The sequence below is a fragment of the Polaribacter aquimarinus genome, assembly GCF_003129485.1.
In the GTDB taxonomy this organism is placed as follows: Bacteria; Bacteroidota; Bacteroidia; order Flavobacteriales; family Flavobacteriaceae; genus Polaribacter; species Polaribacter aquimarinus.
Genome location: NZ_QFFG01000002.1, coordinates 644,201 through 667,559, shown reverse-complemented (window position 1 = coordinate 667,559; position 23,359 = coordinate 644,201). Strand labels below are relative to the sequence as shown.

The window sequence follows — 23,359 nt, the reverse complement described above, 5'->3', positions numbered from 1 at the left end:
ATTACGCTTCGTTTGTATTTTTAACTTTAACCTGATAGATTACATTCGGTTTTGTCTGTAAGTAATCTAACACGCCGTAAGCTCTTTTATCCTCTACTAATGATGCAACTTGGTCTTTCTTGTTATTAATATCACCAAAAACCATAGCACCTGTTGTACAAGCTGATGAACAAGCTGTTTCAAACTCATCTGTATTTACAGCTCTTCCTTCTTTCTTCGCTTTTAAAATTGTTGCTTGTGTCATTTGAATACACATAGAACATTTTTCCATAACTCCTCTAGAACGAACTACTACATCTGGATTTAACACCATCTTACCGTATTCGTTATTCATATTGAAGTCAAACTCGTTATTATTTGCATAATTAAACCAGTTAAAACGACGAACTCTATAAGGACAGTTGTTTGCACAATATCTTGTACCAACACATCTGTTGTATGCCATTTGGTTTTGACCTTGACGACCATGTGATGTTGCTGCAACTGGACAAACAGTCTCACAAGGAGCGTGATTACAGTGCTGACACATCATTGGTTGGAAAGTAACCTCAGGATTTTCTGCTTCAGTTTCTAATGCTTCATACATTTCACCTCTACTTAATCCTAACTCTTTAGCTTCTTCTCTAGTTTCCACTTCAGAAGAATAATATCTATCAATACGCAACCAGTGCATATCTCTACCAACTCTAACTTCTTTTTTACCTACAACTGGCACATTATTTTCTGCATGACAAGCAACCACACAAGCACCACAACCTGTACAAGAAGTTAAATCTATAGATAAATTAAAGTGATGACCAACTTCTCTGTTGTGTTCATCCCATAAATCGATAGTATTTGCTTCTACTTCATTATGGTCGTAAGAAACATAAGCCGGTTTATTCCAACCATTTTTATGATCTTTAGGATCTACAGTTTTAAATTCTTTTAAAGAAGCAACTTTTAAGATATCGTGACGACCTGCAATAGTTTTTTGTACCTGAGTACAAGCAAATTGATGCGTTCCTGATACTTTTTCTATAGTAACTCCATATTGAATATTATTACCTCCTTTATATAAAGGGTAAGCATTAACACCCACTTGCATTTCTTCTTTTAACCCAAAAGTTTTTCCAAAACCAACAGCTAATCCTACAGAACCTTTTGCTTGTCCTGGTTGAATCATTACTGGCACTGTAACAGAAACTCCGTTTACAGTTACTTTTGCATAATCACCATCAATAGCTCCATTATCTTTTACAGGGTTTGCAAAACCTAACTCTTTTGCATCTGCAATAGACATTGTTAAGTAATTGTCCCAAGAAGCTCTTGTAATTGGATCAGGGAATTCTTGTAACCAAGGATTGTTTGCTTGCTTACCATCACCTAAACCAGTTTTAGTATATAGGTTTAATTCAAAACCTGATGCTTTATTTGCCGAACTTGACAATTTAGCTGCTACATCAGAAATCACCTCTAAAGTATCAAATACAAAATCTGTATTTTCTACAACTTCTTTGGTAAAGAATCCATTGTGTAACGCAGTATTCCAAGAACTACCGTTTAAAACATTCGCAGAAGCAAAGGCTTTTAAATAATCGTAATATTTTGTAGAATTTCCAGACCATTTTAATAACGTATCTTGAACTTGACGTGTATTAAATAAAGGCTGAATTGTAGGTTGCATTAAACCATAAGTAACTTCATCAAATTGAGTGTCTCCCCAAGATTCTAAGAAATGTGGAGTTGGTAATGCAAAATTAGAAGCATTTACAGTGGCATTGTTTTCTGTTGATAATGCTACTGATAATTCTAATTTTTTCAATCCATCAGAAAAGTCTGATGCATTAGATAAAGAATAAACAGGGTCTACATTGTAAGAAATTAATCCTGCAATTTTACCTGCTTTCATATCCGAAACTAATTGAGCAACTTCTGCATCATTTCCTTGACGGATATTTAATGTATTTACAGTGTCAATAATTTCACTATTTAATGCTTTGTTAATTGCTAAAGCAATTATTTGAGCATTTTTATCATTCAATCCTGTTAAAACAACACCTTTAGAACCAGCTTTCTTTAATTCCGTTGCCATTTTCTTTACATCAGCATCAACAGGAGTTGATTTTGAAGCTACAGTACTTCCCGTAATTGCATTGTATAAATTGATTAATGCAAATACTTGATCAGAAGGTTTTACAACCACCCTCTTATCAGCATTAGCTCCAGTTAAAGACATATTGCTTTCAAACTGAACGTGGTAAGACATTGATCCAGTTTCTGGCTTTCTTCCATTTATGTAAGATTTTTCAAATCCTCCGTGGAAATCACCTAAAAAATCTGCTCCAAAAGAAACAATTGTTTTTGCTTTGTCTAAATGATAGTTTGGTAATGCACGTTTACCATACATTGCCTTAAAAGCATCAGCAGCACCAGATTCTGAAACCGCATCATAAATAACGTGTTTTACATTAGGATTTGCAGCAATAAATTCTTCAACAATTTTATCAGTAGAAGGACTTGCCATTGTTCCTGTTAATAAAACAACTGGTTTATTTGCTTCTTTTAGTTCGTTTAATTTTGTACCTATTTGCTTATCTGCATCTACCCAAGAAATTTCAGCACCTTCTTTGGTAGGTTTTTTTAAACGTAATTTTTCATCATATAAAGAAAGAACAGCTGCTTGCACTCTTGCACTTGTTGTTCCGTTAGCTTCTTTATTTGGCATAATTTGAATTGGACGACCTTCGCGCGTTTTAACCAACACGTTTGCAAAATCGTAACCATCTGCCATAGAAGTAGCATACCAATCTGCAACTCCTAGTGTTACATCATCTGGTTTTACTACATAAGGAATAGACTTTCTTACTGGACCTTCACAAGCAGCTAAAGATGCAGCAGCAGTAGTGAATCCAACATATTTTAAGAAATCTCTACGAGATGTAGAAGAGTTCTCTAACGTTTCTTTATCACCTAAAAACTGATCTGTAGGAATTTCTTCTACAAACTCGTTTTTACTCAACGTTTCAACAATAGAACTATCTTTTAGTTCCTCAACACTTTTCCAGTATTTTTTGTTTGAAGCCATTTATTTATAGTTATTAGTTTTTAGTTTTTAGTTTTTGGCGCTTACCTTTAACATAAAACTATCTTTCTTCTTTAATTAATAGTGACACTTACCACACTCTTTACCACCTAATTGCGCAATGGTAACTTGATCTACATTATACTTCTTTGCTAGATCTTCGTGAATTTTCTTGTAATACTCATTACCTTTTAAGTTCACTTTAGTTTCTTTATGACAATCTATACACCAGCCCATTGTTAATGGAGAGTGTTGATACAATTCTTCCATCTCTTCGACAGGGCCGTGGCATTTCTGACATTTTAACCCTGCAACAGTTACGTGTTGAGAGTGATTGAAATATACAAAATCTGGTAAATTATGAACTCTTACCCATTTAATAGGTGCAGTTTTACCTGTATATTCTAAATTATCAGCATCCCAACCAGCTGCTTTATAAACTTTAGCAATCTCTAAGTCTAGCTCTTCTTTTCCTAAAATATAACCGTCTCCCATATCTACAACAGTCTCTTCAGCAACCTCAGAAATATTTTTATGACAATTCATACATACATTTACTGATGGAATACCAGAAGTTTTACTATGCTTTGCAGATGAGTGACAATATTGACAATCAATTTTATTATCTCCGGCGTGAATTTTGTGTGAAAATGCAATAGGCTGAATAGGCTGATAACCCTCATCGACACCAACTTTAAATAAAGTTCCAAAAACTACGTAAGCACCAATCAACAATAAAAGAATAGTCGACAACACTTTTAAGAAGGTATTTTGTTTTAAACCCTCCCAAAGCTCTTGTAAATCTCTTTTAACATTTGAAGTTTCTCTTTTATTACCTTTTAACTCACTTACTTGTTTTAGTAAACTTGCAATCATTAAAAAAGCAACAACTATAGCCGCGGCTAAAATATAGATTAACCACTCTGGTGCACTACCTTTAGAACCAGTATTCCCCGTAGCATTATCAGCTACAACTTCTTTCTTTTTTAACTCACCAACAGTGGTATAATATAAAATATCATCGACATTTTTATCCGTTAACTGAGGGAATGCTGTCATTGGAGAGCCTTTATACTCTTCAAAAATTGCAATAGCATCTGCATCACCTGAGGCTCTTAACTCTGCATTGTTTTTTATCCAAGCTTTTAACCAATCATTTTCTCTTCGCTGCTCTACACCTGCTAATGCTGGTCCAATTAATTTCTTATCTAGCTTATGACAAGAAGCACATAGAGATTTAAATAATTTTTTACCTTCTTTCTGACGAGCTTCATCTATTTCTTGAGAAAAAGAAGATGTGCTAAAAGCAAAAAACAAGAGGACTGTAAGACTTATACGAAGTATTTTGGCTAATCTACTGTGCAATTCTACACTTTTCATATTTAAACTTTGTTTAAAAATATCTAAATTAAAATGATAAAAGTCATTTTTTTTCGTTTTACAAAAGTACTACATATTGCTATATCTTGAAAAAGGAAAAGAATGTTAAATATTAATTTATAACTATTCTAAATAAGAGGTAGGGTCAATTTTTTTTATATCTACTCGTTACTTTTGTAGGAAACAAATAATCATGAAAAAAAATTTTAAACTAATTTCTCTAACACTTTTAATCTGTATTCTTAGTCTAAATTCTTATGCTCAAGACAAAACAGTATCTACCAAAGAAATTAAAGATTTAATTGCAAAAAAAAGAGCTTTTAACAAAAAGCACGGATTTGGATATAGAATTCAATTATATAATGGAAATGAGCAAAAAGCAAGAAAGTTTAGAGCTCGATTTAGAATTGAATTTCCAAATAATGAGATTAAATTAGTTTATAGAGCTCCTGAGTGGAAAGTTCAGGTGGGTAATTATAAAACTAAATTAGAAGCCGATAAAGATTTGATTAAGTTTCAAGAAAAGTTTTCTGGAATAATAGTTGTTCCTATGGGAAAATAACTATTCAAAATCTAAAAAATATTTTTACATGAAAAAGCCGAAATTCTTCTGAATTTCGGCTTTTTCATTTTATTAAATATTAATTATTTTAACTTCTTTTTAACGGCAACTTCTTTATAAGCTTCAATAACATCTCCTTGTTCAATGTCATTATAATTCTTAATTTGAAGTCCACAATCATAACCTTTTGCCACTTCTTTCACATCATCTTTAAAACGTTTTAATGATGATAGTAATCCATCGTGAACCACAATTCCGTCTCTAATTATTCGAATTTTAGAATCTCTAAAGATTTTACCAGACATTACCATACAACCTGCAATGTTACCCACTTTAGAAATTTTATAAACTTCTCTAATTTCTACATTACCAGAAACTTCCTCTTTCATTTCTGGGGATAACATTCCTTCCATCGCATCTTTCAAGTCATTAATGGCGTCATAAATAATAGAATATGTTCTAATATCTACCTCTTCTCTATCTGCAACGGCTCTTGCATTTCCTTGCGGTCGAACATTAAAACCAACAATAATCGCATCAGAAGCAGTAGCTAATAATACATCACTTTCTGTAATGGCTCCTACACCTTTATGCAAAATATTTACTTGAATTTCTTCTGTTGATAATTTCTGGAATGAGTTGGTTAATGCTTCTACAGAACCATCTACATCTCCTTTTAGGATGATATTTAACTCTTTAAAGTCTCCTAACGCAATTCTACGTCCGATTTCATCTAGCGTTAATGTTTTCTGAGTTCTAACAGATTGCTCACGTTGTAATTGAGAACGTTTTGTTGCAATTTGTTTTGCTTCTCTTTCGTCATCAAAAACGATAAACTTATCACCTGCTTGTGGCGCTCCATCTAAACCTAAGATAGAAACTGGTGTTGATGGTCCAGCAACTTTTAATTTGTTTCCTTTATCATCAAACATTGCTTTTACCTTACCACTGTTTTTACCAGCTAAGATATAATCACCTATTCTTAAAGTACCTGCTTGCACTAAGATTGTGGTTACATAACCTCTACCTTTATCTAACTGTGCTTCAACAACTGCGCCAACTGCATTTTTATTAGGATTAGCTTTTAGTTCTAAAACTTCGGCTTCTAATAAAACCTTTTCTAACAACTCATCAATTCCTTGACCCGTTTTTGCAGAAATATCTTGCGATTGAATGTTACCACCCCATTCTTCTATCAATAAATTCATCGAAGAAAGTTGCGTTTTTACATTATCTGGATTCGCATTTGGTTTGTCTATCTTGTTAATTGCAAATATAATAGGAACTCCAGCAGCCTGTGCGTGAGAAATTGCCTCTTTTGTTTGTGGCATTACATCGTCATCTGCAGCAGCAACAATAATTACTAAATCGGTTACTTGCGCACCTCGTGCACGCATTGCTGTAAAGGCTTCGTGACCTGGTGTATCTAAAAATGCAATTTTTTGATCTCCTACATTTACAGAATACGCTCCAATATGTTGTGTAATTCCTCCACTTTCCCCATCAACTATATTAGCATTTCTAACGTAATCTAACAAAGAAGTTTTTCCATGATCTACGTGACCCATCACAGTAATAATTGGCGCACGATTTACTAAATCTTCTGGTTTATCTTCTATCTCTTCAATAGATTCTTCTACTTCGGCACCGATAAACTCTACTTTATAATTGAATTCTTCAGCAACAATAACTAATGTTTCTGCATCTAAACGCTGATTCATAGTTACCATCATTCCTAACATCATGCAAGAAGAAATAATATCTGTAACAGGAACCCCCATCATTGTAGCAACCTCACTTACAGTAACAAATTCTGTTACTTTTAAGATTTTGTTATCTAATGCTTGTGCTTCTAGTTCAGCTTCTGATTGCTCTCTATGGGCATCTCTTTTGCTTCTTCTGTATTTTGCTCCTTTACCTTTCGAAGATTTCCCTTGTAATTTCTCAAGCGTTTCTCTTACTTGCTTTTGGATTTCTGCTTCTGTTGGCTCTTCTTTTTTAACAGTAGGTCTTTGGTTTCCTCTTCCTCTATTGAATCCTCCTCTATTTCCTTGACCACCTCTGCTGTTTTGGTTACCTCTATTATTATTAGCTGCACCTGAGCCGCCAGATTTGCTAATTCTTTTACGTTTTCTTTTAGTATCAGAAGTTTTAGCCGTTTCCTTTTTCTCTTCTTTCTTCTTTTTAGGTTTTTCAAATTGTTTTAAATCAATTTTCTTACCTGTAAAGTTAGGACCATCTAGTTTTTTATACTGAGTTTTAATTGCTTCTGCATTCTCTGGGGTAACCTCTTCTTTCTTTTCTTCTACTTTTGGTACTTCTTTCTTAATCTCTGGTTTTACTTCGGTTTTAGGAGTTTCTTTTTTCTCAGGAGCAATTGTTTTAACAACCTTTAGACCTTCTAACTTAGGTGCCTTAGCTTCCACTATAGGAGGTTCTACTTTTTTAGGTTCTTCAATTACTTCCTTAGTTTCTTCTATTACTTCTTTTGGCTCTTCTTTAACCTCTTTTACTTCTTCAGCTTTACTAGCAGGTTTTTTACCAACGCTATCAATGTCGATTTTACCAATAGTTTTAAACTCTAATTTATCTGCTTTGGCTTTTAAAACCTCTTCCTTTTTAGCTTCTGCTGCTCTTTTCTCTTCTAACTTGGCTTCTGCTGCTAATCGAATTGCTTCTTTCTCTTTACGCTTTTCTTCTCCAACTTCTTTAGATGCAGCTTTTTTATTTGCATCTGTTTCAAAGCCGTCAAGTAACACTTGATAAACCTCGTCAGTAATTTTAGTGGTAGGTCTCGCTTCTATTTCGTGACCTTTATCCGCTAAGTACTCGACAGCTCTATCAAGAGAAATATTTAACTCTCTTAAAACTTTATTAAGCCTCATTGTTTTGCCTACAGACATATATTTTATTTAACTTATTACTTGTAAAAATCTACTTTTTACTTTACTATCGCTATAACTTAGTCTTCAAATTCTTCTTTAAGAATTCTCTGAACATCTATAATGGTTTCTTCTTCTAAATCAGTTCTTTTTACCAATTCTGCTACAGAAGTTTCTAATACACTTCTTGCCGTGTCTAAACCAATTTTTTTGAATTCAGTGATAACCCAATCTTCGATTTCATCGATAAATTCTGTTAATTCTACATCTTCTTCTTCTATACCTTCTCTTTGAACATCAATTTCATAACCAGTTAACTCACTTGCTAAACGAATATTTACACCACCTCTACCAATTGCCTTAGAAACTTCTTCTGGTTTTAAAAGTACACTTACACGTCCTTTTTTACCATTTTTTTCTTCTTCATACATTTCAATTTCCATTGAAGTCACTTTTGCAGGACTTAACGCTCTTGAAATAAACAATTGCTCGTTTTTAGTATAATTGATTACATCTATGTTTTCGTTACCTAACTCACGAACAATACCATGAATTCTTGACCCTTTTACTCCAACACAAGCTCCTACAGGGTCTATTCTATCATCATATGAATCTACGGCAACTTTTGCTTTTTCTCCAGGAATTCTTGCTACGCCTTCCACAGTTATTAAACCGTCGAAAACTTCAGGAATTTCTTGTTCAAATAATTTATTTAAAAATAAAGGCGAAGTTCTCGATAAGATTATCGCTGGTTTATTTCCTCTTAATTCTACAGATTTTATAACGCCTCTTACAGAATCGCCTTTTCTAAAGAAGTCTGAACGAATTTGTTCGCTTTTCGGCAATACAATTTCATTTCCTTCATCATCTAATAAAATGATTGCATTATGTCGGATATGGTGCACTTCTGCGCTATATAAATCACCTTCTAAATCTTTAAATTGTTTAAAGATGTTAGTACTATCGTGCTCGTAAATTTTAGAAATTAAGTTCTGACGTAAAGCCAAAATAGCTCTCCTTCCTAAATCGATTAGTTTTACTTCTTCAGAAACATCTTCGCCAATTTCAAAATCTGGCTCAATTTTTCTTGCCTCACTTAATTCAATTTCTTCATTATCATCTTCAGAAAAACCATCTGCAACTACAACTCTATTTCTCCAAATTTCTAAATCTCCTTTATCTGGGTTAATAATGATATCAAAATTATCATCAGACCCAAATTTACGTTTTAAGGCAGCTCTAAATACTTCTTCTAAAATAGACATTAATGTTACTCTGTCTATGCTTTTATTATCTTTAAATTCTGAAAACGAATCAATTAATGCTATATTCTCCATTACATTTTTTACTTAAAATACAATCTTCACTTTTGCTTCTTTAATATCTTTATACGCTATAGTTGCTGTTTTTTGCACAGTAACTTTACCTTTACCTATAGGTTTTGGCTCTCTTGCTTTCCAATTTAGTACAATTTTGGCATTATCTACTTCTACTAAAGTCCCTTCAAATTCTTCTTCTGAAGTTTTAACTTTTAAGATTCTATTGATATTCTTTTTGTACTGTCTTTTTTCTTTTAGAGGGTGAGAAATGTCTGGTGTTGTTACTTCTAAAGAGAAATCTTCTTCTTCTCTATCTAAATTGTGCTCAACATTTCTACTAATTCTTATACATTCGCTTAATGGAACTCCATTATCTCCATCTACTGTAACCTGAATTTTATTATTTGTTGAAATAGATAAATCTATTAAAAATAACGAATCATTCAAAGCTAATGCTTCTTCTACTAAATCTTTTACCCTATTTTCCTGCTTCATAAACCTTAAAAAAAAGTATAAAAAGAGGGGACTTTTAAGTCCCCTTCTCTGTCATTTATTCCTATTTTTCGGTGCAAATATACGAATTCTTTAGTATTTACCAAACTATGTTGATGTCATTTATTTTTTGTAACTTTAGATACACAGTTGTTAATTTCTAAATTTTTGTATAATGAAGAATATTTTAGTTCCTATAGATTTTTCAAAACCATCTGAATATGCAGCAAAAATGGCTGCACAAATTGCAAAAAAAACAAATGCAACAATTTATTTAATTCATTTAATAGAACTTCCAAAAGGTGTTATAGATATGGGAGCAGGAAGTAGATTTAGTATTCCTGAAAGCATGTTGTATTTAAGAAAGGTTAGAGAAAAAGTATTAACATTTAAAGATTCTTTTTTTGATGAATCTATTGCTGTAAAATACATTATCAAGCTAAACAATCCTTTCGAAGGAATTCAAAAATACGCTGATAAAATAGATGCAGATTTAATTATTATGGGTTACAAGGGTCATTCTGAATTTGAAGAAATCATTATAGGTTCTAATACCGAAAAAGTAGTACGCAGCTCTCAAAGACCTGTTTTAGTGGTAAAAAAAGACAGTAAAAAGTTTAAGCTAAAACGTTTGGTTTTCGCTTCTAACTTTAAAGCAGAAAACAAAGAAGTTTTTAGAAAGTTTTTAGATTTCGCATCTGTATTTAATAGTAGAATTCACTTGTTAAAAGTAAATACTCCATCTCATTTTGTTAGTACTGTAGAAGCAAAACAAAAAATAAAAGATTTTATTTCTGATTTTGAGCTTTCTAATCGAAAAATACATATATATGGAGATGTTTCTGTTGAAAAAGGTATTCTAAATTTTTCTAAAGAAGTAAATGCAAATTTAATTGCGATGGCTACACATGGTAGAAGTGGAATTGCTCATTTGTTTACAGGAAGTGTTACTAAAAACCTATCTAAAAATGCTTTAAAACCTATGCTAACTATAAAAGTTTAAAAATGAAAGTTACAACTGAAAAAAACGAAAAAGTTGCTAATATGATATTTGCTTCTATTTACCCTCATTATTGGAATAGATTAGAAAAACATGGTAGAACAAAGAAAGAGTTTCATCAAGTAATTGAATGGTTTACTGGTTATAGCGAAAATGAATTACAATCACTTATCGAAGAGAAAGTAACTTTTAAAATGTTTTTTGAGAAAGCAAAAATAAACCCTAACGCAGACATGATTAAAGGGGTTGTTTGTGGTTATCGAATTGAGGAAATAGAAGATGAATTTGAATTATATAAACAATGCAGACAAATGGAAAAGTTAATTGATGAATTAGCAAAAGGAAGAAAAATGGAGAAGATTTTGCGTAAAAAATAAAGGTATAGTAATTTCTTAAAAAAAACCTTTTTTATTGTAACCTATTTATAAAATTCTCAATTGAAATTGCTTTTTTAACAGAAAAATCTCCAATCTTGGTTCTTCTTAATTCTGATAGGTGAGCACCAGAGTTTAATGCTAATCCAAAGTCATAGGCTAAAGATCGAATATATGTTCCTTTACTACAAACAACCCTAAACTCAACTTCAGGTAAATTTATTTTTGTAATCTCAAATTGAGAAATAGTTACATTTCTCGATTTTATTTCAGTAGTTTCACCTTTTCTTGCCAATTCGTACAAACGTTTTCCATCTTTTTTAATTGCCGAAAAAATGGGTGGTTTCTGCTGAATATCTCCAATAAAATCTTTCGTAGTTTTATGTAATAATGTTTCTGTAATATGTTCAGTTGCAAATGTCTGATTAATTTGAGTTTCGAGATCGTAACTGGGTGTTGTAGCTCCAATTATAAAAGTACCCGTATACTCTTTTATTTGCCCTTGATACGTATTTATTTGTTTGGTTTCTTTTCCTGTACAAATTATTAATAATCCTGTTGCCAAAGGATCTAAAGTACCTGCATGACCAACCTTAATTTTTTTAATTTCAAAGTGCTTTTTTATATGCCAACGCAATTTATTAACAACCTGAAAAGAAGTCCATTTTAAAGGTTTATCAATCAAAAAAACTTGACCATTTAGGTAATCTTCAAGAGCCATAAATTAGTTTAAAAGAGCATATCCAATTGCAATGCAACCTACAACTGCACAGTAAATTGAGAAGTACGATAATTTACTTTTTTTAACCAAAGCAATCATCCATTTACAAGCCAATATTCCCGCAAGAAATGCAGCAATGAAACCTGCTGAAATTGGTATCATTTCAGAGGATTGAAAATTTAAGTCTCCACTTAAAACATCTTTCCCAATTTTACCAAAAATTAATGGAACTACCATTAAAAAAGAAAAACGAGCAGATCTAGTTCTATCTATTCCCAATAAAACTGATGTAGAAATTGTGGCTCCAGATCTAGAAATCCCTGGTAACATCGCAATTGCTTGCGAAACACCAATAATAACAGCATTCCAATATGAAACTTCCTTATTAGTGTTTTTTGCTTTATCTGCGAGTAATAACAAAAGAGCAGTTACCAACAACATTGCACCTACTAAGAGAATTTTTCCACCAAAAAAAGATTCTAATTGTTCTTCAAAGAGTAAGCCTACAAACACAGCTGGAATCATAGAGATTACAATTTTTAAAGAAAACTTGAACTCATTATTCCATTTAAATTGTAATAATCCTTTTAAAATTTCACCAACTTCTTTTCTAAAAATAACAAGTGTACTTAAAGCTGTTGCAAAGTGTAAAACTACAGTAAAAGTTAAACTTTCTTCTGGTACAGAAGTGTCACCAAGAATTGCTTTCACTAATTCTAAATGACCGCTTGAAGAAACTGGTAAAAACTCTGTTAAACCCTGAATAATCCCTAAAATAATTGCTTCTAAAATATCCATTTACTTTTTAGGGTTTAAAAGAATTGCATAAATTTCGATTCCTAAACCAATAATAACTAAAGTTGGGGCCAGTCGAATTCTTTGCCAATTGTAAATTTCTTCGTTAAAAACCTCAGGATTATCACTTCCGCCACCTGCCATAAAAATAAATCCTAATGCAATTACAAATATTCCTATAATCATAACGATATAGTTCTTTTTTCCAAATAAAAATTCTGGTTTTTGGATATTATCTTTCTCCATATTTATTAGTAATAAAGTTCGTCAGTTTGTAAATTTAAAAATCGTTGTGTAGCAAAAAATGTACTTAACCATGTAATTATAAATGCTGATACTAAAACACCCCCTACTAAATAACTTAAAGAAATGTAATCTTTAATTAATTCTAATGAAGGAATATATTTATCTACATAAAATATAATTACTCCAATACCTAAAAGAGCAATTACAGCACCTAAAAATCCTAATTTTATGCTTTGCCAAATAAAAGGTTTTCTAATAAAGCTTTTTGTTGCACCAACCATTTGCATTGTTTTAATGTTAAATCTTTTCGAGTATATAGAAAGTCGAATTGAGCTATTTATTAAAATCATGGCAACAAAAGCAAAAAAACCACTTAACACTAAAAGCCAAAAACTAATCCTTTTAATATTTTTTGTTAGTAGCTCTATTAAAGGTTTATCGTAAGAAACTTCAGCAACGTAAGCGTTTTTTAAAAACTTAGTTTCAAGTTTTTGCATTTTTTCTGGGGTTACAGCATCAGCATTTAAATAAATATCTATTCCGTTTTTTAAAGGGTTTTTACCTAAAAATTGCAAAAAATCTTCTCCTATTTCTTTACTATATTGTTTTGCAGCATTTTCTTTGCTTATGTATAGTACTTTCTTCGAGAAAGCTTCTTTTTTTAAAGATTCTTTAAAAGCATATATTTTTTCATTATTAACTTCGTCTTTTAAAAACAAAGTCATCGCTACTTTTTCTTTAAAATGATTCGCTACTTTTTTAGATTTTAACAATACTAGAGCTAAAACACCAACCATAAAAAGAACCAAAGCAATACTAATTACAACAGAAATGTAAGAAGATTGTAAGCGCCTTTTTTGATAAGAATCAAATTTTGATGACATTAAAAACTATTTTGTTAAAAGCTGCAAGATAATAATTAGGATTTAGTTGAGAGTAACCCTTAGCAGTATTTTAACTAATCGATTTCTTGACACAACTCTACTAAAACACCATTTGTAGTTTTAGGATGCAAAAAAGCTACTAATTTATTATCAGCTCCTTTTTTAGGCACATCATTTAAAACTGTAAAACCTTCCTTTTTTAGTCTTTTTATTTCCTTTTTAATATCTGATACTGCAAAAGCTACATGATGAATTCCTTCTCCTTTTTTTTCAATAAATTTTGCTATTGGGCTTTTAGAGTTTGTGGCTTGTAGTAACTCTATTTTATTGGGGCCAGATTTAAAAAATGATGTTTTTACACCTTCTGAAATGACCTCTTCAATTTTGTAATGTTCTTTTCCAAAGAGAGATGCAAATAACGCATTAGATTTCTCTAAATCTTTAACTGCAATACCAATGTGTTCAATTTTTTTCATATTGTAAAAATAGAAAAGTTTCTTTAATATTTTTCACTTTTATTTAGCTCTAATAATGATATTATCTAGTTCGTAAGTACCGTCATAATGCTCGTTACCACTACCTATATATTTAAAAGCAATGTATGCATTTCCTTTATACTTAGATAAATCTATAAAAGTCGAATTCACGAAATTTTCATGATTATCAGACTCATTAACAATTCTAGCGGGTAAAGTTTCCCATGTTGCATTAGTTATATTGGTTTCTTTACCATCCCAATTTGTTGAAATCAAAACTTCTAAATTACTGTTATCAAAGAAGCTACTCGATGTTTCAAATGATAAAAATTCTTGATTTGTGGTTTCTAAATTGATACTTTTAGTAATTAGCCAAGAAATTGTACTATCATTTCTAGAAAGAAAAGAACCTATTCGGGCTGCTCTACTATTAGAATTTGCATCTATATATGACCTCCAAGATTTTGTGCCTTTTTCTATATAATTAGTCCATCCGGAAATACTAATTCTTCCAGAAGTATTTTCAAAATCTTCATCTAATAATATAGTCGAAAAATCTGAAATAGAAAGTGGGGTACATCTGTCATCATTCATATTTACATCCAAAATATCATTTAACACTAAAACAAAAAAATCCCCTGAAAAATCTTTAGAAATAACAGCACTAAGTTCGCCACCACCTTCTGGTAAACTATTATTGGCAAAACTAGAAAATGAACTTGTTTCTAAAAAAGAACCTACAAGACCTAACCCCTGACAAGTTTCAATTTTACGCTTGGTATCAAAGTCTTCTGTTGGATCTGTATATGATTTACCTTTTGTATATCCAGAGAAAAATACATCCTTAATTTTTACAAACATTCCAATATTCGCAGCATTATTAACGGCAACCATTGTTATTACTTTTGGAACAATGATTTCTGTTATTTCTGAACGATAAAGATGATTTTTTTCTTTATTTATAGCAATACTTTCAATTTCTTTATTATCTGTTAACTTTATTTTACCACCAATGGTAGTAATTCCATCACCAAAGTTTGTTTCGCCTAAATAAAGGTTTTTTAGCCTAATATATACTTCTCTTCCAAAATTATACTTATTGCAAATTTTATTTAAGTTTAAAGCAACTTTAATTCCTGCAGTTGGATTCACTGCTTGATCTTGCATATAAAATTCTTTAAAATAGTTTCCTTCTTTATCAGAGGAAACTACATAGCCTTTAACCACAATATTAGATGTAATTTTTACTGGAAGGCTTCCTGAAATATAAAGTGATTTTAAATCGCTAATGGATTTCAACTCAATTAAATTATCATCAATACTGTCTTTAAGCAATATTAAACTATAGTTTTCTTGATCTTCTTTTTTTTGTGGAATATCAAAGTTCCCATCTTCTACACAAGAATATTGAGAAATACAGATAATAAAGACTATAAACAACAATAGTATTTTATTCGTTTTCATATCATTTTTCTTTTTTTAAAATCTTAAATTTATATTTAAAAAGTAGGTTGCACCTCTACCATACCAATATCGGTTTCCAAAAACAGGAGTTTCTAAAGCATTATCATCTCTTAATTGTCTATAGTTTGCATTTCTACCTTGCTCAAATCCACCAGACTTATATTCTTCACCAAATAAATTATTAATGGTAGCAAAAACACTCACATACTTATCTCCTATTTTCCAAGATTTACCTCCAACTAAATTTACTACCCTGTAATTATCAAACTTTTCTTGTTGCAATAATTCTCTAGCTAAAACAGTATCATAATCATTAAATGATAATCCATCTGCATCCTCATAAAAATGAGAAGATCTGTTTAATGGAGCTAAATCTATGTAAGTATTTGCAAAAAAATTTACTGTAGCTCCAACCCACCAATAATCGGGATCCCTATATTCAAAACCTACAGAATAAGCAGTCTGTGGTCCAGAAGCAACTTTAAAATTTTTAAGTAATGCTATATAATCTTTTGACCTAAAATTTTCGTCAAAACCACCTACACCAGCTACATCTGAAGTTAAATATAAATTAGGATTATTATCATAAGTAAATTGTCCTATTGAAGTTACTCCTTTTAATTTAATTGTAGGTGTAATTTTTGCCTCGATTCCGAGTTCAAATCCAATATGTTTTTTGTTTATTCCGTTAAGAATTTCCTGTACAAATGCAGTATTATCTCCTCCAACTCCATCTGCGAAATAGAAGGAAATTTCCGTAGCATCTCTAATAGAAATATAGTAAGTTGTTAACTTTGATGTAATTAATGGACTTCTGAGGATATAGCTTAAATCTGATGTAAATGTTTTTTCGCTTTGTAAATTATCTACAGTATTATTATTCTCTCTTATGTTAGAAAATGAGTTTTTAACGGTTGGTGCATTATTTAAATATCCAATATTAGCATTTATTAAATGTCGCCCTGTTATCTTGTAAGTTAAACCTCCTTTTAATCCAAAATTAGTGAAGCTTAATTTTTTCGACTCCCCTAAAGAATTATTTTCAAATCTTCCATTTTTATATAAACCCTCTCTTTGATGACTTGTCCGAGATACACTAAAAGCCGAATAAAAATCTACTTTATTGTAATTAAACTGAGCTTGTAAAAAAGCATTTGAAATACTTGAGTTTACATTGTAATTATATTTAAATTTTTGGCCAACTTCTACCACCCTATTAGGATTTATTAAGTTATTTTGCTGTTTATCGATTAAAGATGTTTTTTCTGCAAAAGGGTTTATATCTAAATACCCTGAGCCACCCAATAAATCGATAACTTTAGCAAAAGCATTAGACCTTAATCTTCTATATTCTATTTTTCCGCTTAGAGTTATATTATCATTTATTTCTATATTCAATATGGTATTAATCGTTAGTTGTTTGTCATCAGTTCTATCCTCATACAAGACATAAGCATTATTATTTCCAACTTCTTTATTAGTTACATTTGCATCAAAAATATTATTCCAATCTATCTGACCCTCTTTTATAAATCTTTGTTGCAATAAATAAGCCTCAGCTAAATCATTATTTCTTACTTCGAAACTTGGTAAATATTGATAATAAGTAGGACTTGGATTAGCACCTCCATTAAAATCAATTCTACTATTCCCTATTTTTCCAAACTGATAGGCTATATTGGTTTGAAAATTTGTTTTTTCAGATAAATTCCAATAATGATTTAACATTAAAATAGGTTCTGATACTTCTTTTATTCTTGCGTTTGTTTTACGCCCATTTAAAAAACCCCAATAATCATTGTATGTAATTCCTTTTAAATCGAATACTTCTTGGGTGTTGGGTGAAGATTTACCTCTTCTATTTGGTGTAAAAAACCCTGAAAAACTTAAACTATGTCTTCTGTTTATTTTTTTATCCACAGAAGCAAATAAGGAATAGGCATTATAGGTTGTTCCTTCATTAAAACCCTCAACGCCTAATCTTTTACTTCCAGAAAACGAAAAAGACCAACCCTTTTTTAAAACTCCAGTAGAATAGGTAGTCATAAGTCTATGAACATAACTTCTGTTAGACGATGAGTATGAAATTCTAGCTCCTGGACTTTGTTCTGAAGCTCTGGTATTTATGTTAGTAGAACCTAAAACACCTCCAAAAGTGTAATGAGAAGGTGCTAAACCATTACTAAGTTCTTGATTTCTTAAAATGTCGTTTAAACCTCCCCAGTTGCTCCATTGGGCTCTTCCATCTGAAAGTTTATTCATTTCAATACCATTAATTAAAACTTTTCCATTACTGGAATCTAAACCTTTAACCCTAAAAAATGAAGAACTAAACTCAAAAGCGGCACTTCTTAAAAATACATCACGAGAAGCTTGTAACAATCCTGAAATATTATCAGCAGTACTTGCATCATTGTTTAACTCATCATCTGTAATGGTAATTAAACTTAAATCCAAGTCTTCTGTAATATCTTTAAATAAGTATATAATGCCTAAATCTATAGGTTTTCCTGAAAAATCTAATTGCAAATTTTGCGTTTCATAACCCGTGAGTTTAATTTGAAGTACTAAACTGCCATTTTTTATATTTTTTAAGAAAAAAACACCATTTTCTGAAGTAACGATTTGGTGTTGATTGTTTTTTATACTTACAAAAACATTTGTGAGAGGCCTTTTAGATTTACTATCGGCGACAATTCCTTTTACCGTATTTTGACTATTTATACTCAAATATAAGCATAGCAGAATACATGTAAATAACATATTCTTTTTCATAATTTTCTTTTTCTAGCTCTATAAAACTACACATTTTTAATTAATTTAAAAAGACCACGCTAAATTATTTGTTTTTATATCTTTGTTTTTATTGCTTCGACTATACTATAACAATAGAAATGATATGAAAAAGATTTTATTAGTACTAGCTTTCGTTTTGTTAAATGTTTTTTGGGGATGCTCCCAAAAGAACTCAAAAAAATTTGCCATAAGAACAGTTGCTTTTTACAATCTTGAAAACCTTTTTGATACCATAAATGATGTCAATAAAAATGATGAAGCTAGTCCAATAATGGAGCTTAAGTCAAACAAATCCAAAGTTTATTGGGATAAAATTGATAAATTGGGAAGCGTAATAGCCCAAATAGGGCTAGAGAAAGCAAACACAAGTCCTGCAATAATTGGGGTTTCTGAAATTGAAAATTTAAATGTTTTAGAAGATTTGGTAAACTCTAAACATTTGGCAACAAAAAACTATGGCATTATACATTACGACTCTCCAGATAAAAGAGGAATTGATGTTGCTTTATTGTATCAGAAAAGATATTTTAAACCCATCTATCATGAAGTTTTCAATCCTAATATATATGTAAATAATATAAAAATCTTCACAAGAGATCAATTATTAGTTTCAGGTTATTTAGATGATGAATTAATACATTTTATTGTAAATCATTGGCCTTCTAGAAGAGGAGGTGAAAAGGCAAGCAGACCTAATCGTGAAAAAGCCGCATACCAAAACACAAAAATTATAAAGCAAATTAGAGAACAGAATTCTGATGCTAAAATTTTAATTATGGGAGACTTTAATGACGACCCTATAAATTCTAGTTTTAAAAAGGTTTTAAATACGAAAAGCAAAAAGAAAAATATAAATAAAGATGACTTGTATAACCCATATGAAGACATGTTTCGAAGAGGTTTTAACACTTTAAAATATAGAGATAAAATAAACTTATTCGATCAAATTATACTTTCTTCTCCATTATTAGATAAAGGAGAAAAAGAATTTTCTTCTTATAAAATGTACAAAGCAATGATTTTTAATAAAAGGTTCTTAACAACAAAGAGAGGAAAGTATAAAGGGTATCCATTTAGAAGTTTTTCTAATGGATCTTATACTGGTGGGTATTCTGATCATTACCCAGTTTATTTATATTTAATTAAAGAGAAGAAATAAATTTCAAATATTTTGTTACCTCATCAAATAACATTATAGTTTAATGATTTTCAGATAATAATTTTTTTTAACTTTTGAGAATTCCAATCATTGTTTTTTTAACCTTTAAAATAAATGCTTTATAAGTTAGTCGTTAAAAACAGAAACCTTTAACTTAATAAGTTAAAGGTTTGTTTTATTGAGGTGTCGAGCGGATTCGAACCGCTGTAGATGGTGTTGCAGACCACTGCCTAGCCACTCGGCCACGACACCTTTTAAAGGATTGCAAATTTAAGCAAATTTACAACTTTAGCAAGTATTTTTTAAGCTTATCGCTTTTTTGTGAGAATTATAACAACTTCTTCAACATTTCCACCTATCGGTGGATTTATTTTAGCCACAGAAACTCTTGCTCTTCTAATCATTCTGAGTTCTTGAAAAAAACGATTTAAAATACGTTGTGCCACTTCCTCTAATAATTTAGAACGAATTGCCATTTCTTCTTTTACAATATGATTTAAATGCACATAATCTACGGTATCAACTAACTCATCTGTTCTTGCCGATTTTTTTAAATCTGCTTTCACCTCAACATCAACTCTATACCAAGAACCAATTTTTGATTCTTCTTCTAAACAGCCATGAAAAGCATATAATTTTATATTATTTACTTGTATTTTTCCCATTTATTATTCTTGATTTGATGTTTCTTCAATCTTTTCCCACATTTTATCTGTATTTAACCTAAAAGATCCTAAATACTCAAAACTACATTGGTCTGGAGCAATAATCGATAAAAACGGTTCGTTATTTTTGTTATTATACAAATGATAATTTTCGCCAAAAATGGGTTCGAAACTGAATTTTGCATTGTAAATTAAATCGTTATACTGAAACTTTTCCATCAAAGCTTCGTATTCTTTTTTAACCTCATCAAACTTAGATTTTAGTTGTTTGTTTACACGATGAATGCCATCGTTTTTCCAGCTTGCTGTATTCAGTGGTTTTATTACTGGAGAACTCGCGGATGTTCCATAAGGTTTTAAAGCTGCATCATATTTTTGGCTTTCCTCATTAAAAACAACTAAATCTGGTTTTTTCTTATCATTTTTCATTGAATACAAATTTATTATTGTTTTTAAGACCCTGCATTATTTACTTCAATCCAATATCCATCTGGGTCTTGAAAATAGCATTGATGAATTCCGTCTTTTCGAACATAATCTTTTTTTATCGTATTTGTCCAATCTGAATATTCAATTTTTAGATTGATAAGATGTTTTACGAATTCTTCTAAATTTGAAGTAGACAAAGCAAAATGAACTGCTTTATTTGTGGTTACTTCTAAATTTGGACGAGGAATTAAATGTAATTGCTTTCCCTCTCCAAGTGACAACCATCTTGTTTTAGAGTTGGATGCGGTATTTTCTATTTCTTCAAATTGAAATACTTTTTGATAGAATGCAACAGATACATCAACATTTTTTACAGAGAGCGCTATGTGATTTAATAAAAAAGAAGCCATACTTATAATAATATTGCAAAAATACGACAATAAATAAGTACTAAAACTTCCTTTTAGAAAACTTTAACGGGTAAATATACCCGCGTTAGTGATTGCAGTGGCATCCCCTGAACTTGTTTCAGGGATAAAACAGAAAGCACGACCTGCAAGGGAACGCCCATATTTCGGCAAGCTCAATATTTTGTCTAATTTGTAAAAAAGTCGAACACGTTACTTATTGCACTTGTTTTTGTTTTATAGAATTCTGTGTAAGTACATCGCTCGCAAGTTACACTAGTAAATTTTTGGTTCTGGATATCAAAAATTTTAGATAATGTACCTCCTGTTGCTCGCATTTGGCCTAATTTATAAGTTTTGCAATTGCATTTTGGGCAGGTATAATTTCTTATTTGATCGCTCATAGTTTGTGTTGTTTATTTATTAGATGCTGAAATCCCATTTTTGTTACAAGTTAGGGAATAGCTGTATAATATTTTACGTAATTTTGTGTCTTAATTTTTTGTAATAAAAAAGATGTCTGAAGAAAATAAATCGCTCAATTTTATAGAGCATATTATAGAGGATGATTTGGCTAACGGAATGCCAAAAGATGATTTGCGTTTTAGATTTCCACCAGAACCAAATGGATATTTGCATATTGGACATACCAAAGCTATTGGAATTAGTTTTGGTTTGGGTGAAAAATACAACGCACCTGTAAACTTACGTTTTGACGATACAAATCCTGCAAAAGAAGAACAAGAATATGTAGATGCTATTAAGAGAGATATTGCTTGGTTAGGCTATACTTGGGCAAACGAATGTTATTCTTCAGATTATTTTCAGCAATTATATAACTGGGCAGTTTTATTGATTAAAGATGGAAAAGCGTATGTAGATTCTCAAACTTCAGAAGAAATGCGTATTCAAAAAGGAACGCCAACTGAAGTAGGAACTAATAGCCCTTTTAGAGATAGAAGTGTGGAAGAAAACTTGGAATTATTTCAAGGAATGAAAGACGGAAAGTTTAAAGAAGGTGAACATACATTGCGTGCAAAAATTGACATGACATCTCCAAATATGTTGATGCGTGACCCTTTGATGTATAGAATTATGTACAAATCGCATCATAGAACTGGTGATGATTGGTGCATTTACCCAATGTATGATTGGACGCATGGTGAAAGTGATTATATTGAACAAATATCTCATTCTTTGTGTTCTTTAGAATTTAAACCTCATAGAGAATTGTACAATTGGTTTCGTGATAATGTATTTACATACAGTTCTTCTGAATATCCTTTAACACCAAAACAACGTGAGTTTTCTCGTTTGAACTTAAGTTACACTATAATGAGTAAACGTAAGTTGCTTAAATTAGTAGAAGAAAACATTGTTTCTGGTTGGGATGACCCAAGAATGCCTACAATTTCTGGTTTAAGAAGACGTGGTTATACACCTGCTGCTATTAGAAGTTTTGTTGAAACTGTTGGAGTTTCTAAGCGTGAAAACGTGATTGATGTAGCTCTTTTAGAGTTTAAAATCAGAGAGGATTTAAATAAGAATGCCCCAAGAGTTATGGGTGTTTTAGATCCTGTAAAAGTGGTAATTACCAATTATCCTGAAGATAAAGAGGAAATTTTAGATGCCAACTATAATGATTATGAAGAAGGATTTGGAAGTAGAGAAGTTCCTTTTTCTAGAGAGATTTATATTGAGCGCGAAGACTTTAGAGAAGAAGCTAATAAGAAGTTTTTCCGATTAAAATTAGGGAAAGAAGTTCGTTTAAAAAATGCATACTTTATTACTGCTAATAGTTGTACTAAAGATGAAAATGGGAATATTACTGAAATTCAATGTACTTATGATCCATTAACAAAATCTGGAAGTGGAACAGAAGAAAGCAAACGTAAAGTTAAAGGTACTTTGCATTGGGTTTCTGTTAAACATGCAGTAAAAGCAGAAGTGAGAGCTTATGATAGATTGTTTCTAGATGAAGCACCAGACTCACATAAAGACAAGGATTATATGGAGTTTTTAAATCCGAATTCTTTAGAAATAATCAATGCTTTTGTGGAACCAAGTTTACAAACCGCAAAAATTGGTGATCGCTTTCAGTTTCAACGTTTAGGATATTTTAACGTGGATGATGATTCAACTAAAAAAAGTTTAGTATTTAATAAAACTGTTGGCTTGCGTGATTCTTGGAGTTCGAAAAAATAGGTAGTCTCAGTTGGAAGTTGGAAGTTTGAAGTTTGAAGT

At 31.0% G+C, this 23,359-nt stretch carries 21 protein-coding genes and 1 tRNA gene; 5 read left to right on the top strand and 17 right to left on the bottom strand.

Annotated features, from left to right (window positions below):
• Position 1: 1 nt before the first annotated feature.
• Positions 2–3,067 carry a TAT-variant-translocated molybdopterin oxidoreductase gene (locus DIS07_RS06565; protein ID WP_109404421.1) on the bottom strand — a complete coding sequence of 1,022 codons (3,066 nt, stop codon included), beginning with the start codon at positions 3,065–3,067 and terminating at the stop codon, positions 2–4.
• 75 nt (positions 3,068–3,142) lie between these two features.
• The gene (locus DIS07_RS06560) at positions 3,143–4,444 is read right to left on the bottom strand and encodes a c-type cytochrome (protein WP_109404420.1); all 1,302 of its coding nucleotides are present in this window, start codon (positions 4,442–4,444) and stop codon (positions 3,143–3,145) included.
• Positions 4,445–4,637: 193 nt separating this feature from the next.
• Between DIS07_RS06560 and DIS07_RS06555 the strand changes: the two genes are divergently transcribed.
• The gene (locus DIS07_RS06555) at positions 4,638–5,006 is read left to right on the top strand and encodes an SPOR domain-containing protein (protein ID WP_109404419.1); all 369 of its coding nucleotides are present in this window, start codon (positions 4,638–4,640) and stop codon (positions 5,004–5,006) included.
• Positions 5,007–5,089: 83 nt separating this feature from the next.
• Here the strand turns inward: DIS07_RS06555 and infB are convergent, their stop codons facing one another.
• The 3 genes from infB to rimP are packed head-to-tail and all read right to left on the bottom strand — an operon-like array spanning position 5,090 to position 9,702.
• Positions 5,090–7,909 carry a translation initiation factor IF-2 gene (gene infB / locus DIS07_RS06550; protein WP_109404418.1) on the bottom strand — a complete coding sequence of 940 codons (2,820 nt, stop codon included), beginning with the start codon at positions 7,907–7,909 and terminating at the stop codon, positions 5,090–5,092.
• Positions 7,910–7,968: 59 nt separating this feature from the next.
• On the bottom strand, positions 7,969–9,225 hold the full coding sequence (nusA, locus tag DIS07_RS06545) for a transcription termination factor NusA (RefSeq protein WP_109404417.1): 1,257 nt from the start codon (positions 9,223–9,225) through the stop codon (positions 7,969–7,971).
• 12 nt (positions 9,226–9,237) lie between these two features.
• Complete coding sequence (gene rimP, locus DIS07_RS06540) at positions 9,238–9,702, bottom strand: ribosome assembly cofactor RimP (protein WP_109404416.1); 465 nt, start codon at positions 9,700–9,702, stop codon at positions 9,238–9,240.
• 172 nt (positions 9,703–9,874) lie between these two features.
• Here rimP and DIS07_RS06535 point away from each other — a divergent pair, with 172 nt between their 5' ends.
• Positions 9,875–10,702, top strand: coding sequence for a universal stress protein (locus DIS07_RS06535; RefSeq protein WP_109404415.1), 828 nt, complete (start codon positions 9,875–9,877; stop codon positions 10,700–10,702).
• A gap of 2 nt (positions 10,703–10,704) precedes the next feature.
• Positions 10,705–11,076 carry a DUF2200 domain-containing protein gene (locus DIS07_RS06530; RefSeq protein ID WP_109404414.1) on the top strand — a complete coding sequence of 124 codons (372 nt, stop codon included), beginning with the start codon at positions 10,705–10,707 and terminating at the stop codon, positions 11,074–11,076.
• Positions 11,077–11,107: 31 nt separating this feature from the next.
• On the opposite strand, the gene truB is transcribed toward DIS07_RS06530, so the two are convergent.
• The 7 genes from truB to DIS07_RS06495 all read right to left on the bottom strand — a co-directional run bounded on the left by truB (position 11,108) and on the right by DIS07_RS06495 (position 18,434).
• Positions 11,108–11,794: a tRNA pseudouridine(55) synthase TruB gene (truB, locus tag DIS07_RS06525; protein ID WP_109404413.1), complete on the bottom strand. Its 687-nt coding sequence runs from the start codon at positions 11,792–11,794 to the stop codon at positions 11,108–11,110.
• 3 nt (positions 11,795–11,797) lie between these two features.
• Positions 11,798–12,592 carry an undecaprenyl-diphosphate phosphatase gene (locus tag DIS07_RS06520; protein ID WP_109404412.1) on the bottom strand — a complete coding sequence of 265 codons (795 nt, stop codon included), beginning with the start codon at positions 12,590–12,592 and terminating at the stop codon, positions 11,798–11,800.
• Complete coding sequence (locus DIS07_RS06515; RefSeq protein ID WP_109404411.1) at positions 12,593–12,835, bottom strand: DUF3098 domain-containing protein; 243 nt, start codon at positions 12,833–12,835, stop codon at positions 12,593–12,595.
• 5 nt (positions 12,836–12,840) lie between these two features.
• Positions 12,841–13,719, bottom strand: a complete 879-nt coding sequence (locus tag DIS07_RS06510; protein ID WP_109404410.1) for a cell division protein FtsX — start codon at positions 13,717–13,719, stop codon at positions 12,841–12,843.
• A gap of 74 nt (positions 13,720–13,793) precedes the next feature.
• Entirely contained in the window at positions 13,794–14,195 is a 402-nt protein-coding gene (gene mce / locus DIS07_RS06505; protein WP_109404409.1) for a methylmalonyl-CoA epimerase, read from the bottom strand.
• Positions 14,196–14,234: 39 nt separating this feature from the next.
• Positions 14,235–15,659 (bottom strand): DUF5689 domain-containing protein, encoded by a 1,425-nt coding sequence (locus tag DIS07_RS06500; RefSeq protein ID WP_109404408.1) that lies wholly within the window; start codon positions 15,657–15,659, stop codon positions 14,235–14,237.
• A 15-nt stretch (positions 15,660–15,674) separates the two neighbouring features.
• Positions 15,675–18,434, bottom strand: a complete 2,760-nt coding sequence (locus DIS07_RS06495; protein WP_109404407.1) for a carboxypeptidase-like regulatory domain-containing protein — start codon at positions 18,432–18,434, stop codon at positions 15,675–15,677.
• Between the two features lie 124 nt (positions 18,435–18,558).
• On the opposite strand from DIS07_RS06495, the gene DIS07_RS06490 reads away from it, so the two are divergent.
• Complete coding sequence (locus tag DIS07_RS06490; protein ID WP_109404406.1) at positions 18,559–19,614, top strand: endonuclease/exonuclease/phosphatase family protein; 1,056 nt, start codon at positions 18,559–18,561, stop codon at positions 19,612–19,614.
• Between the two features lie 181 nt (positions 19,615–19,795).
• Here DIS07_RS06490 and DIS07_RS06485 read toward each other — a convergent pair.
• The 5 genes from DIS07_RS06485 to DIS07_RS06465 form a co-directional block, all read right to left on the bottom strand.
• Positions 19,796–19,866, bottom strand: a tRNA-Cys gene (locus tag DIS07_RS06485).
• 56 nt (positions 19,867–19,922) lie between these two features.
• Entirely contained in the window at positions 19,923–20,279 is a 357-nt protein-coding gene (folB, locus tag DIS07_RS06480) for a dihydroneopterin aldolase (RefSeq protein WP_109404405.1), read from the bottom strand.
• 3 nt (positions 20,280–20,282) lie between these two features.
• A complete protein-coding gene (locus DIS07_RS06475) occupies positions 20,283–20,708 on the bottom strand; it encodes a DUF2452 domain-containing protein (RefSeq protein ID WP_109404404.1) in 426 nt (141 codons plus the stop codon).
• Positions 20,709–20,731: 23 nt separating this feature from the next.
• Positions 20,732–21,118, bottom strand: coding sequence for a VOC family protein (locus DIS07_RS06470; RefSeq protein ID WP_109404403.1), 387 nt, complete (start codon positions 21,116–21,118; stop codon positions 20,732–20,734).
• Between the two features lie 185 nt (positions 21,119–21,303).
• Complete coding sequence (locus DIS07_RS06465) at positions 21,304–21,519, bottom strand: zinc ribbon domain-containing protein (RefSeq protein WP_109404402.1); 216 nt, start codon at positions 21,517–21,519, stop codon at positions 21,304–21,306.
• Between the two features lie 112 nt (positions 21,520–21,631).
• Here DIS07_RS06465 and DIS07_RS06460 point away from each other — a divergent pair, with 112 nt between their 5' ends.
• Positions 21,632–23,320, top strand: coding sequence for a glutamine--tRNA ligase/YqeY domain fusion protein (locus DIS07_RS06460; protein ID WP_109404401.1), 1,689 nt, complete (start codon positions 21,632–21,634; stop codon positions 23,318–23,320).
• Positions 23,321–23,359 lie beyond the last annotated feature (39 nt).

Excerpts from the sequence above, each read along its gene's own strand:
- DIS07_RS06565 (WP_109404421.1), bottom strand. The coding sequence starts at position 3,067 with ATGGCTTCAAACAAAAAATACTGGAAAAGTGTTGAGGAACTAAAAGAT.
- DIS07_RS06560 (WP_109404420.1), bottom strand. The coding sequence starts at position 4,444 with ATGAAAAGTGTAGAATTGCACAGTAGATTAGCCAAAATACTTCGTATA.
- DIS07_RS06555 (WP_109404419.1), top strand. The coding sequence starts at position 4,638 with ATGAAAAAAAATTTTAAACTAATTTCTCTAACACTTTTAATCTGTATT.
- infB (WP_109404418.1), bottom strand. The coding sequence starts at position 7,909 with ATGTCTGTAGGCAAAACAATGAGGCTTAATAAAGTTTTAAGAGAGTTA.
- nusA (WP_109404417.1), bottom strand. The coding sequence starts at position 9,225 with ATGGAGAATATAGCATTAATTGATTCGTTTTCAGAATTTAAAGATAAT.
- rimP (WP_109404416.1), bottom strand. The coding sequence starts at position 9,702 with ATGAAGCAGGAAAATAGGGTAAAAGATTTAGTAGAAGAAGCATTAGCT.
- DIS07_RS06535 (WP_109404415.1), top strand. The coding sequence starts at position 9,875 with ATGAAGAATATTTTAGTTCCTATAGATTTTTCAAAACCATCTGAATAT.
- DIS07_RS06530 (WP_109404414.1), top strand. The coding sequence starts at position 10,705 with ATGAAAGTTACAACTGAAAAAAACGAAAAAGTTGCTAATATGATATTT.
- truB (WP_109404413.1), bottom strand. The coding sequence starts at position 11,794 with ATGGCTCTTGAAGATTACCTAAATGGTCAAGTTTTTTTGATTGATAAA.
- DIS07_RS06520 (WP_109404412.1), bottom strand. The coding sequence starts at position 12,592 with ATGGATATTTTAGAAGCAATTATTTTAGGGATTATTCAGGGTTTAACA.
- DIS07_RS06515 (WP_109404411.1), bottom strand. The coding sequence starts at position 12,835 with ATGGAGAAAGATAATATCCAAAAACCAGAATTTTTATTTGGAAAAAAG.
- DIS07_RS06510 (WP_109404410.1), bottom strand. The coding sequence starts at position 13,719 with ATGTCATCAAAATTTGATTCTTATCAAAAAAGGCGCTTACAATCTTCT.
- mce (WP_109404409.1), bottom strand. The coding sequence starts at position 14,195 with ATGAAAAAAATTGAACACATTGGTATTGCAGTTAAAGATTTAGAGAAA.
- DIS07_RS06500 (WP_109404408.1), bottom strand. The coding sequence starts at position 15,659 with ATGAAAACGAATAAAATACTATTGTTGTTTATAGTCTTTATTATCTGT.
- DIS07_RS06495 (WP_109404407.1), bottom strand. The coding sequence starts at position 18,434 with ATGAAAAAGAATATGTTATTTACATGTATTCTGCTATGCTTATATTTG.
- DIS07_RS06490 (WP_109404406.1), top strand. The coding sequence starts at position 18,559 with ATGAAAAAGATTTTATTAGTACTAGCTTTCGTTTTGTTAAATGTTTTT.
- folB (WP_109404405.1), bottom strand. The coding sequence starts at position 20,279 with ATGGGAAAAATACAAGTAAATAATATAAAATTATATGCTTTTCATGGC.
- DIS07_RS06475 (WP_109404404.1), bottom strand. The coding sequence starts at position 20,708 with ATGAAAAATGATAAGAAAAAACCAGATTTAGTTGTTTTTAATGAGGAA.
- DIS07_RS06470 (WP_109404403.1), bottom strand. The coding sequence starts at position 21,118 with ATGGCTTCTTTTTTATTAAATCACATAGCGCTCTCTGTAAAAAATGTT.
- DIS07_RS06465 (WP_109404402.1), bottom strand. The coding sequence starts at position 21,519 with ATGAGCGATCAAATAAGAAATTATACCTGCCCAAAATGCAATTGCAAA.
- DIS07_RS06460 (WP_109404401.1), top strand. The coding sequence starts at position 21,632 with ATGTCTGAAGAAAATAAATCGCTCAATTTTATAGAGCATATTATAGAG.